Source organism: Acidobacteriota bacterium (genome assembly GCA_003225175.1).
Classification (GTDB): domain Bacteria; phylum Acidobacteriota; class Terriglobia; order Terriglobales; family Acidobacteriaceae; genus Gp1-AA112.
On the sequence record QIBA01000044.1, the window covers coordinates 97,164 to 109,570 of the forward strand.

Sequence of the window (12,407 nt, forward strand, 5' to 3'; positions counted from 1 at the left end):
ATCTAGAACACTCCTACAGCTTTGGCAGTGACGGCGATGGACGAAATTATTTGCGCCGATTCGAGCAGGGTCTTGAACACCGGCGTGCCGCCCAGCAGCTTTTCAGGAACGACTACAGTATCGCCAGGTCGAAGAACGGTGCTGAGAACGCTCTGATGCCAAAAGCCGCTTGTCCCACCTTCGCGTCCGACAATCGAGCCGTCGGCTCGAACGACAAAAATCGATTTCTTGTTTGCTAACTCAGACACGCCGCCAGATTGCTTCAAATACCACTCTGCGTTTTTTCCGGGTTGGTACGTAACAGCGGTTGGGTTATAGACTTGACCCGTCACCATTACCTGGGTGGGACGCTTGGGAATTACGATTATGTCGCCTTTCCTTAGTTCCACATCCTGCGGGCCACCTTGCCACTTGCTGATATCCCCGTTGATTCTAACTACTAGCCTTCCGACTGGAGGCTCATTCTTAAGGCGATCGATTAATTGTTGCTGCTGCAGAGAAGCAGACTGTGCCACCAAGGCCGCCTCCGCCGGACTCGTGCCAGGCTTGTATTTTGGCTGGTTCGCGCTTTCCGCCTGCAAGCGCGAGATCAGGTCGATGCGATTCTGCTCTTCCATCACTCGCAGAGCATCACGACTCAGGACAATTCCCTGCGGGTACGCATCCGGCCCGAAGCCGCCAGCACGTTTCAAAACAGAACTAAGTCGTTCCCCTTCTTTGATTCCGTAAACACTCGGGTGCATCACCTCGCCCTTGACAGTAAGAGTCGCACCTACATTGTTGAAGCCGGCGATTGGACGAATCGTTAATGTGTCCCCGTCCCGAAGTGAAACATCTGCATCTCTCGAGGCGAACGCCTTTGCGATTTCCACTTGCTCGTGTTGACCCTGTATCTTCGCCCCGTCTTGAACAACATATCGCGATAGGTCCGCGAGATCGATGTATGCGCTTCTCTTGAAGCCACCCGCCAAACGTACTAGCTCAGTGGCGGTCATGCCGGAGCCAAGCGGATACTTTCCAGGACGCTCGACTTCACCTTCGATCTTAACCGACGCAGGATCAGCTTTTGTAAGATCGCGATGAATAATCAGGCGGTCTTTCGGTTGAAGCAGAAGATTGTTTGCAGGATCTCCTCTTAGCGCAGCCTCTAGACTGATACTTGCGACTTCCGTTTTCCCGTTTTGGCGCCGGAATACCTGTGCATCTGATAGCAGTGCATCGCGCGTCAAACCTCCCGCAAGATATACGGCGTCACGAATGTGTAAATCGCCACTAGTTCTGTGGATGCCAGGCTTGCGAACTTCTCCTGAAACCGTAATTTCAGGAGGATCTTCAAAATCGTAACGGCTGAATACGCGAATGGTGTCCAGCGACTGAAGGAGTAAGTCGGACTTTGGATCTCCTTTTAAGGCTTCGTCCAAGTTGAATGCAATGACAGAGGGCCGGAAATCCGGAGCTGATAGACGGATGACCTCCGCATGGCGCCGCGACGGCTCAGGAAGCATATCGCTGTAGGAGTGCAGCAAGTCGGAAATCTTCATTCCTTCTCGATAACCGTACTTGCCAGGACGAAACACGTGACCATCCAAGTAGATTGCCTGTTGAGCATAAGGAAGAATGGGAAAGATTCTTACGCGGTCCCCATCCTGTACTCTGAATGAAGCAAGAGCCTTACTGACCTGGTCCGCGCTGTCCGAATTCGGCAAATCAAGGCTCAACATCGTCCGATTCTGATGCGCTTGCACTCGCTCAATCTCTATGTGGCGAAGGGCTGATGAGGGAAGAAGGCCTCCTGCAAGCTCAAGAACTTCGTCCAGCGAATTTTCGCGCAGCAGTTCGTAGCGAGCGGGACGACGAACCATTCCGTCGACTGCAACCTCCGGTCGGGCTGGCGGAACTTGAATTGAATCGCCAGCTTCAAGCCGCTTAACATCGGAGTTCACCCCGTGCAGCAACAGTTCATAGAGGTCAACTTCCTCCAGCAACTGCTTTCCACGATAGTGCCTTACGACGCGCAGCGATCCCTTTGATGTCGGACCTCCCGCCAAGTACACGGCATTCAGAGCAGTCGACAGTGAACTCACATCGTACGGACCGGGATTGGCGACATCGCCCACGACATAGACGCGGACGGTGCGCAGCCGAGCGAGAGAGATATCGGTCTGAACATCCCGAAACTGGTTGCGAAGCTGTTTCTGGACGGCCTGCTGTACTTCGCCGAGGGTCTTGCCAGCAACGAGAACCGTTCCAACCTCGGGCAGCGATAATCTACCTTCACGGTCCACCACACGCTGAAGCCGTTGTGATACGGAGCCCCATAAATCGACGTTGACGCCGTCCCCAGGACCGATTACATAATCAGGACCAACAGGAACATCCATGGGAAGCTGATCTACGTTGCCCGTCCCATTCTGGAATACGCTCGCGCCGAAGCGCTCCAGATTCTTGCCCTGCGCGGGCAACTGTTCATACAGGTCATAGAGAGACGGCACCATGGCGTAAGGGTTGGGTTTCTTTCGGAATGTGCGATCTGAATCCTGTACTCCCGAAGCTGTCATAACCCGAGGCACAGATGAGGCAGGCTGGTTCGCGCGCGCAAGCACTTCGCGCTCAGAGGGTAACGCTGGCTCGGGCGCTATCGTCGGCACGAGAAGAGACGACGGAGTGACAGCAGACCGGCTCGAGAGCCCTGCGCTTCCGGAACCTCCCAGATCTGCTGAGGCGGTCAGCAATTGCGGCAATTCACTCGGAGTGATGCGGGGCAGGGTGCGATCATCGGGACTAAGAGTGCCTGGCCCGCTATCCGGCGAAGGACCTGCATTCTCCGCTGGCGCACCTGCCCGCACGAGGGGCCTTCGGTTACTCTCCCCACCTGCTCCATCGGCTTCTCTTTGTTTGCTCTCCTGGCGAGTGCTTTCACTATTCTCAAGCTGTTCTACGCTACGTTGGGTGAGACGTGCTTCGAACGCTTCTTCGTCCGTCGGCCTGAGCGGAAGATAGTGACGTTTTTCGATCTCGTCGCTGGCGATCTTTCGGATCGTGAACTCATCCCGAATCAGCGCAAACAACTCAGTATCGCCAAGATCTTCCTCCGCCAGAAGGAGGCCTTGATCCAGAGCCTTTTGAATAAGAACGCGCTTCACCTGTAGCTTGAGGACCGGCTCCTTCCGAAGCAGATCCACGATCACATCTGCAGTCAGTGCAGCATCTGCGTCCGGAGTGGCACTTCGCCCCTGCTGAAGTACTCGGTAGCTCTGCAGAGCCGAGTCCTTATCCCGGGCCTCTGCATAGGGATCAACCGACTGCGCCAAAGAGAAGGTTGCAAAAGAAACTAGGAGGAAGAAAGTCGAAACTGCGAAGGCGGGGAAGAGCTTCATCACACAACCGTTAAGACGAACCGAAAAGAGAAGTTCGCGTGTATTTCCCTAGGCCACTGCCACCGACAAAATCCTCTCATTACGTTAGGTTGAAGCAGCTAAGGAGGGAGCAGTTTACCATACCGAGAGCTATGCATTTAAAGGCTTTGATCACTTGACACCCCGCTTGAGAAGCGTCGAATGACATTGGATATTCAGAATTGATCACCGCATGGAAATAATGGACGCGGCGGGTGGCGAAACCTTGCTGATATTCTCGGAGGACTTGGATAAGCAAGGGCCATAGTCTGAGCCAATGAGTCATTAAGATTAAGGGAAATGAAACAGGCACTCGTGAAAGCCGGTGGCGTGATTGTGCAGGATGTGCCTGCACCACAGGTCAGCCCTAAGAACCTGCTGGTCCGCGTGCGCCATTCATGTGTAAGCGTTGGCACAGAAATGGCAAGCGTCGGGAACTCCGGGATGCCCCTGTACAGCAGAGCGCTGAAGCAGCGGGAACATGCCAGGCGAGTGATCGAGTTGATGCACGATCAAGGGGTGAAACGCACACTTGACCGAGTGTTGGGGAAATTGTCCGCCGGACTCCCAATCGGGTACTCGGCCGCGGGCGAGGTGATTGAGGTCGGACCTGAAGTCTCCGAATTTGCTGTTGGCGATCTAGTTGGGTGTGCCGGTGGAGGCGTGGCCAATCACGCTGAATTTATCGATGTTCCCGTAAACCTAGCAGTGAAAATCCCATGTGGGATCAGCACGGAATTGGCCTCGACAGTGACTCTTGGCGCTATCGCCTTGCAAGGAGTGCGGCGAGCTAATCCAACGTTGGGCGAAACCATTGTGGTGGTTGGCTTAGGTATCTTAGGACAACTAACTACCCAATTATTGCGTGCGAATGGATGTACGGTCTGCGGCGTCGATATCGACTCTGACCGCGTGCAGCTTGCGCTCGCTCACGGAATGGACTTTGGCATAGACGCTTCCACTGAGAATTACGTCGATTGCGTCTGTCGCCTCACGCAGGGCTTTGGAGCGGACGCTGTGATTGTAACGGCGGCAGGCGTAAGCAACACCATCATCAGCGAAGCAATGCAGGCGTGCCGCAAAAAAGGACGCGTTGTGCTGGTGGGAGATGTCGGCCTTGATCTCAAACGTTCCGATTTTTATAAGAAGGAACTCGATTTCCTGATCTCGTGCTCTTATGGACCGGGGCGCTACGATCCTGTGTATGAAGAGGGCGGCCAGGACTATCCGCTCGGATACGTGCGCTGGACGGAAAACCGCAACATGGAAGCGTACCTGCACCTGCTGGCGTCTGGCCGAGTGTCTATTTCCAATTTAGGAATCCGAAAATATTCAATTGACCAGGCACCGCAAGCCTACGACGCTTTAAAGATCGGCCACGAGCGTTCATTGGTCGTGGTCCTTGAATATCCAGAGCGAGAACTTAGCGAGAACCGGGTCGTAATGTTGAAAGTTCCCGCTAAAGGAGACAACAAGATAAAAGTAGCTTTGGTCGGCGCTGGAAATTTCGCGGCTGCCACACACCTGCCGAATCTAATGGGGTTGAAGAATCGCGTTGCTCTCCATTGCGTTATGAGCCGCTCCGGCGCGAACGCCCGCGCTATCGCAGGTCAATTTGGCGCTTCTTATGCAACTACTGAATTCGAGCAGGTTCTCGGCGATCCAGCAATCGATCTCGTGATCATCGCCACACGGCACAATCTACACGGAAGCATGGTATTGAGCGCACTTCGGGCAGGAAAGAACGTTTTTGTGGAGAAGCCGCTTACTTTGAATCCTGACGATCTGGGGGAGATCGAGCGCTTCTATCAGAACAACAACGCTCCGCTCTTGATGACTGGATACAACCGCCGTTTCTCACCACTGATGAAACGCGTTAAACAAATCCTGAAACACCGGACTACGCCCATCATCGTCAACTACCGCATGAATGCTGGCTATGTTGCTCCAGACCACTGGGTACACTCGGCGGAAGGAGGAGGTCGAAATTTGGGTGAGGCATGCCACATCTACGACATCTTCAACTTCCTTACGGAAAGCAGGGCGATGATGATTGATGCGATATCCATTTCGCCCCCGTCAAAACAGTATGGTAAGAACGAGAACTTCGTCGCCAGCATTGCGTATCAGGACGGTTCAGTGGGCACGCTCACCTACACCGCCTTGGGGAGCAAGGCGCATCCAAAGGAAGCTATGGAAATCTTCGTCGATGGCAAAGTGCTGTCAATGATCGAATATAAGTCTCTGACGATTGCGGGAACCAAGGCTGGCGGCTGGAAGTCGATGACGCAGCAGAAGGGTCACAGGGAGGAATTAGAGGCTTTATCAGATTGTCTCCTTCAGAGTGCAGAATGGCCAATCTCTCTCAATGAACAGCTAGAGGCTGCACGGATAGCTTTCGAGATTGAGAAGCAAATCATTCATGGCAGCTCAGTTTTCGATGCTGAGTGAATCGGGATATCCAGCGCCGCGAGACTTTGCAAGCTGAGCAGCTTACGACGAAAGGCGGAGTACATTGCCTGCGTGAGCCGCTGCAGAGCGCAAGGCTGAAAAACGCCCGTTAAGCCGGTTCAGATGACATGGACAGAAAGAACAGTGAGCTGGGGCTGGGAAATTCTTCATTGAAGATATTGCATGTTGTTGGAGCGCGACCCAATTTCGTCAAAGCAGCGGCGGTCTTCCGCGCTCTATCGCAGAACTCGGTCGTCGATCAAGCGATCCTGCACACCGGACAGCACTACGATGTAAATATGTCCGACGTGTTTTTCGAGCAGCTCGACATAGGCACACCACGGTTCAATCTTGGAGTCGGATCGGGTTCTCCCGCCCAACAGACTGCGGACATTATCAAGCGATTTGAGCCTGTTGTCAGCGCAGGACATCCCGACTGGGTGCTTGTATACGGAGACGTTAATTCAACGGTTGCAGCGGCTCTGGTCTGCTCCAAAATAGCAATCAGGTTGGCGCACGTGGAAGCTGGACTACGCTCCTTCGATCGCAGAATGCCAGAGGAAATCAACCGCGTCCTAACCGATCAATTAGCAGACCTCCTGTTTACGCCGTCGGAGGATGCCAATCGCAACCTAGCTTGCGAAGGCATTACCTCTGAAAGGGTGCACTTGGTCGGAAACGTAATGATCGACACATTGATCCGAATGCTGCCGCAGGCGGCATTTGCGATTCCGGCAGACATCCCGGAAAACTTTATTTTGGTGACGCTGCATCGCCCGTCGAACGTGGACGACGCTGATTGGCTCTCCAATATGCTGAAGACCTTACTAGCACTGTCGCAAAGGCTTCCGATTGTGTTTCCAATTCACCCTAGGACGCGAGAACGAATGCGAGCTGCGGGATTGGAAGCATCCGGAGAAAGGATTCATTTCATGAATCCGATTTCTTACGTGAGTTTCCTAGCATTGGAACAACGAGCAAAACTGGTCATAACGGATTCAGGTGGGATTCAGGAAGAAACGACTTTCTTGCGGGTACCCTGCCTTACCCTTCGCGAAAATACTGAGCGTCCGATAACGGTGAGCATGGGTACAAACGAAGTAGTTGGTCGCGATCTGAGCAAAGTTGCCGCCGCGGCCAGTGAATTTTTTTCAGGGAAGGTAAGGCGAGGACAAATTCCTCCGCTCTGGGACGGACATGCAGCCGAGAGAATAGCCGCGGTGCTGAGACGAGAGCACGGCAAACAAGTGCTCGAGTCAATACCTCAATGTCAGACGTCCCGCACGTAGATTGTACCGAGGGGATATCCACCAGAAGAGTTCTTGGGCTCCGACATCGTGTGTGAATTGTCGATCGACATTTAAGAGATTCCTCCGGTCGCATTAACCAATGCTAAGACTCGAACGATGGAGTCTCGCCAATGCGGCAAGATCACTCCAAATTTCGATCTCAACTTCTCGCAATTAAGGCGCGAGTTCGATGGACGCCGAGCCGGAGTTGGGTACTCAGATGTCGGGATCGGATGCAATTGCGGAACCTTGTTCAATAGCTCGGGGGATGCTTGCCGAAAAACTTCTGACGCAAAACCGAACCAGGAAGTCTCGCCGGCGGCCGTCATGTGATAAGTACCCCAGTTCTCATCCGCCCCTCCCGCACTGAGAATATGTTGGAGTACTTCAACAGTGGCACTTGCGAGCGATTGACTTGACGTCGGGGCTCCAATCTGGTCGTTAACGATCCTAAACTCATCGCGCTGCCGCGCCAATCTGAGGATAGTTAGTAGGAAGTTATTTCCGCGATAGCTGAAGACCCAGCTTGTACGAAAGATCAGATGTCTACAACCTGCGCGCCTGATCGACTTCTCTCCTTCGGCCTTTGTTCTTCCATATGCATTGATCGGACAAACTGGATCCTCTTCGACATACGGGTCAGACTTGGTTCCATCAAAGACATAGTCGGTAGAGTAATGCACGAGAAGAGAGCCTGTGCGAGCGACCTCTTGCGCGAGCACTTCAGGCGCTGTTGCATTGATCGCCTCGGCAAGCTCGGGCTCAGATTCTGCCTTATCGACGGCGGTGTATGCGGCGGCATTAACGACAATATCAGGACGCAACGACCTCACGAACTGACGTACATCATCAGGTCGAGTTAAGTCCAAAGTCTCCACGTCAATGGCTGTCACATTCGAAATCTTCTCGAGCTCGGGAAGAATATCGTAACCAACTTGGCCGTTTTTTCCGATTAGCAAAGTGTTCGGACGATGGTTCACAACCATTCCTATTCGAAGAGCTCAGCCTGTGAAAGCGGTAACCCTTGCTGGTCTTTGACGGACAGTATCGGTTTTGCCGTCGGCCACGGTATGGAGAGCTCGGGGTCATTCCAAATCAAGGTCCGCTCTTGTTCCGAAGCGTAAAAGTCTGTCGTCTTGTACAAGACGTCAGCCTGATCTGAAAGAACGAGGAAACCGTGAGCGAATCCCGGAGGAATCCACAACATCTTGCGATTTTCAGCGGATAGCCGCACACAAACTGACTGGCGGAATCTTTGCGATTTTCTTCGACAATCGATGGAGACATCGAATATCTCGCCGCGTAACACCCTGATCAACTTTCCTTGCGGCTGGCCAATCTGGTAGTGAAGTCCGCGCAGCACGTCTTTCGTTGAAGTGGACTGATTGTCCTGAACAAAGTCATTGGGGAGTCCGAGCTTCTTGAAAGTCGTCTGATTGTAGGCCTCAAAGAAGGCGCCCCGGCTGTCTTCGAAGACCCTTGGTTCAACAATCAGTACATCGGGATGCTCTGTCACAGTTAACTTCATCTCTGCGCAGAGAATGCAATCGCGAACTTGGCTTCTGGTTCGCTCAAAACCTGAAGCAGATATGCCCGGTAATCCTTATTCTGAATCGACATTGCCAATCGCTCCAGCTGAACCTCATCAATGAACCCGCAACGGTACGCGATTTCTTCCGGACAAGCGATCTTAAGCCCCTGACGTTTTTCGATTGTCTGGATGAACAGTGCGGCCTCGATAAGTGAGTCGTGCGTGCCGGTATCGAGCCATGCGATACCGCGACCGATGACCTCTGCTCTCAATTGCTCCCGGTTGATGTAAGCGCGGTTTACATCGGTAATCTCAAGTTCTCCGCGGGCTGAGGGCTTTAGACTCGCTGCGATCTCTCCTACTTGCGCATCATAGAAATACAAGCCGGTGACCGCGAATCGCGACTTCGGGTATTGCGGTTTCTCGTCCAGGCTGATTACGTTCCCATTCTGGTCCAACTCAATCACGCCATAACGTTGCGGATCCTGTACCTGATACGCGAAGACCGTTGCTCCAGATTCGCGTGCCGCTGCATTACGCAACATTACTGGCAGATCATGTCCGTAGAAGATGTTATCCCCCAGGACCAGCGCGCTAGGATCGTGTCCAATAAATGCACGTCCGATCAGAAACGCCTGAGCTAGTCCACCCGGGTTCGGCTGGACCTCATAGGAAAGATTCAATCCCCACTGGCTTCCGTCGCCGAGCAAATCCCGAAACCTCGGTGTGTCGGTTGGCGTAGAAATAACTAAGATGTCTTTCATTCCCGCAAGCATCAGCGTGCAGAGCGGGTAATAGACCATAGGCTTGTCATAAATCGGCAACAGTTGTTTTGAGACAACGTGCGTTACGGGATAAAGACGTGTTCCCGATCCGCCGGCCAGTATGATTCCCTTTCTTTTTTTCACCAGAATCCAATCCTATTTGGTGCAATTAACCACGAGCATACTGAACGGCGACCCACTCCTTGTATGCACCGGTCACTACTGATTCGAGCCACTGCTTATGGCTCAGGTACCATTTGACCGTTTTTCTGACGCCAGTGCGAAATGTCTCCTGGGATTTCCATCCGAGTTGAGTGCGCAACTTCGTCGCGTCGATTGCATATCTACGATCATGGCCAGGACGATCTGTCACGAACTTGATCAAGGATGCATGTGGTCGAAAGCGCGAATCGGGCAGGATCTCATCCATTGTCTCGCAGATCGTCGTCACGACCTCAACGTTGGTCTTCTCAGTCGAGCCGCCCACATTGTAGGTCTCGCCAGGACCTCCCGAAAGCAGAATCGCCGCGATGGCCGAGCAATGGTCTTCGACGTACAACCAGTCGCGCACATTCTTACCGTCTCCGTAAACGGGAATGGACTTTCCATTCATTGCATTCAGGATCGTTAGGGGAATTAATTTCTCAGGAAATTGGAAGGGACCATAATTATTCGAGCAATTGCTGGTCAGGGTTGGTAAGCCATAGGTGTGATGATAGGCACGCACCAAGTGATCGGAAGCCGCCTTCGATGCGGCATAGGGACTATTTGGAGCAAACGGAGTCTTTTCGGTAAATTCCGGATCAGAAGGTCCTAGGGAGCCGTAAACTTCATCGGTTGACACATGCAAGAAGCGAAAACTCTTCTTCTCTTCCGCTCGGAGCTCTTGCCAATAATTCTTCGCGCAATCGAGAAGCGTAAAGGTGCCATTCACGTTGGTTCGAATGAATTCCTCAGGACCGAGAATCGATCGATCCACATGGCTTTCGGCGGCAAGGTGCACAATCGCAAATGGCCGATGCTCACGAAGAAGGCTGGACACGAGTTCACGATCGCAAATATCGCCACAAACAAAAGTATGTCGCGAGGAGGTCTGCAGCGATTCGAAGTTCTGCAGATTCCCCGCGTAAGTAAGTTTATCGAGATTAACGACGTGGTAGCTCGATTCTCTAACTGTCTGCAGCACGAAATGAGGGAGTGTGAAGTGGAACGACTGTCTGGATTATAGCCTGTAACGTCGCTGTTTTGAGAGGGTTACGCTGGCGACTAGACCTTATTCGGCAGGATCTTTCGCCTTACAACGCCATCGCAGTGCGTTGCTGCAGAGCCATCATGCGCATCAACCAGCCGGCCTCTTCGTCATACCACGGCCAAGGAAACTGAGGCGTCACGTTGACATACTTGCTCTCGACCGACTGTCGATAGGTGTTCGCCCGCTCCGAGTCACCCATCAGCGCGGCGGCATACCCCGCAATCGCCCAGGGAAAGGGATCATTAAATTGGAAGGTATCCCAGCTGGGAAAGTACGTATTTAAAGACGCGTATGCGTTCACCGCCCGGGTATCGCTCGGATCGACCACGCCGAAAACCACAGGGAATATCTGTGCCACGGCATCCGGATACCACCGCGTCATTACGGCCTGATCAATCGTTCCATTGCTGCTCTTGTCGACGGCCCACGTATTCGTCGTCGAGTTCCAAAACGCGAGAATACCGTTCTTCATGTCCGACGCATGACCGCTCCAGCTCGCCGCAGCTGTCGAGTCATTAAACGCTTGCTGGACCAAAGTGGAATAGTCCGACAGCCCACGGTAGCCCTGACAATTGTCAATCAGGTACTTGTAACCGGCTCCTGGGTACGCGAACGTCAAGCCATCACTCGAGTCAAGCGTCTTTGAGTTCGTTAGCACAGACGCGACCAGATCCAGCGTCGGACGATTCCCACTGATCAAGCTCCGCAGGCCGGAATCGCCAGTGCTCCACGCATCCCAAGCAAGAGAGAGCAACGTGCTCGCGTAAGCGTCAGTTGAATCCGCGCTGCACGATCCGCCATAGCATCCGTCGGTAGTCCCATTTGAGACCGCATAGTCGTAGATCGTGCCCGTCGTACCCCAAACGTCCGTCCCAGTGTTCACATGATTGAGATACCACTGCATATGATTCCTCACACGCGAGTACTGAGACGCATCCTGCAACCAGCCCGTAGCCGCCAGATTCGCAAAGTAAGGCGTAATCTTCGTCAACGTGTACTCAATCGCGCCATCGGACAACTGCTGGGTCGTCAACCACTCCGAAGCTGCGCTCAGATTCGAAGGCGCGCACGAGCCGCTCGCCCCAGCTGGCGGCAACGGCGGATTCGCCCAGGGCACCGCATTGAAGTCAAAGAAGTCCAGCAGATTCGGCTGGGCCGCGTCTCGCGCCGTAAGGTTGGCATTCGGACCAATAAACCGGCTCTCCACAAATTTGATCACGGCCGTGTGATCCATTGGGATATGCGACACATAGTGCCGACGCGCGAACGGCGAGATCACGATGTTCGGGACACGAAACCCCAACTGCGCCGCGAACCCCTGCTGCGCCGGCGCATCCCCCGAGCTCATTCCCGGATCGCCGCTCCGCAGATCGCAATGAGTGCTCCCCGACACCAGCGGACAAGGCTTAAACGAATCCGGATTCACCGCAATGCTCTGAATATCCGGCGTAATGCTCTTCAGCGCCGCCGACGTATAGTCATTCGAGTGTCCCGGAACGGGCGGGACATGGTCATAGGGCCCGCCACCCTCGTCATAGCTTAGGAAGAACACCGAATCCTTCCACGACCGGCTATTCATCAGGGCGTTCACAATCTTCGCTACCTGCTTCTGTCCCGGAGTAATGTCGTCACTCGGATGCTCATCTGTGCCATCGTTAAATCCAGGCTCAATGTACGCAAACTTCGGCAAGTTCCCATTCTGGACATCGGTAAAATATTGGCTCA

At 53.5% G+C, this 12,407-nt stretch carries 8 protein-coding genes; 2 read left to right on the forward strand and 6 right to left on the reverse strand.

Annotated features, from left to right (window positions below; translation table 11 throughout):
- Positions 1-2 precede the first annotated feature (2 nt).
- A complete protein-coding gene (locus tag DMG62_11755) occupies positions 3-3,377 on the reverse strand; it encodes a hypothetical protein (protein ID PYY22837.1) in 3,375 nt (1,124 codons plus the stop codon).
- A 318-nt stretch (positions 3,378-3,695) separates the two neighbouring features.
- Between DMG62_11755 and DMG62_11760 the strand changes: the two genes are divergently transcribed.
- Positions 3,696-5,846: an oxidoreductase gene (locus DMG62_11760; protein PYY22838.1), complete on the forward strand. Its 2,151-nt coding sequence runs from the start codon at positions 3,696-3,698 to the stop codon at positions 5,844-5,846.
- A gap of 128 nt (positions 5,847-5,974) precedes the next feature.
- Positions 5,975-7,135, forward strand: a complete 1,161-nt coding sequence (locus DMG62_11765) for a UDP-N-acetylglucosamine 2-epimerase (non-hydrolyzing) (GenBank protein PYY22839.1) — start codon at positions 5,975-5,977, stop codon at positions 7,133-7,135.
- Between the two features lie 71 nt (positions 7,136-7,206).
- Here the strand turns inward: DMG62_11765 and rfbD are convergent, their stop codons facing one another.
- The 5 genes from rfbD to DMG62_11790 all read right to left on the reverse strand — a co-directional run.
- Entirely contained in the window at positions 7,207-8,121 is a 915-nt protein-coding gene (rfbD, locus tag DMG62_11770; protein PYY22840.1) for a dTDP-4-dehydrorhamnose reductase, read from the reverse strand.
- A gap of 2 nt (positions 8,122-8,123) precedes the next feature.
- Positions 8,124-8,663, reverse strand: a complete 540-nt coding sequence (gene rfbC, locus DMG62_11775) for a dTDP-4-dehydrorhamnose 3,5-epimerase (GenBank protein PYY22841.1) — start codon at positions 8,661-8,663, stop codon at positions 8,124-8,126.
- Positions 8,660-9,574, reverse strand: coding sequence for a glucose-1-phosphate thymidylyltransferase (gene rfbA / locus DMG62_11780; GenBank protein PYY22842.1), 915 nt, complete (start codon positions 9,572-9,574; stop codon positions 8,660-8,662). Before rfbA ends, rfbC begins: the two co-directional genes overlap by 4 nt.
- 25 nt (positions 9,575-9,599) lie before the next feature.
- Complete coding sequence (rfbB, locus tag DMG62_11785) at positions 9,600-10,616, reverse strand: dTDP-glucose 4,6-dehydratase (protein ID PYY22843.1); 1,017 nt, start codon at positions 10,614-10,616, stop codon at positions 9,600-9,602.
- A gap of 109 nt (positions 10,617-10,725) precedes the next feature.
- Positions 10,726-12,407: hypothetical protein (locus DMG62_11790; GenBank protein PYY22851.1), on the reverse strand; the 1,682-nt coding region annotated here is incomplete at its 5' end.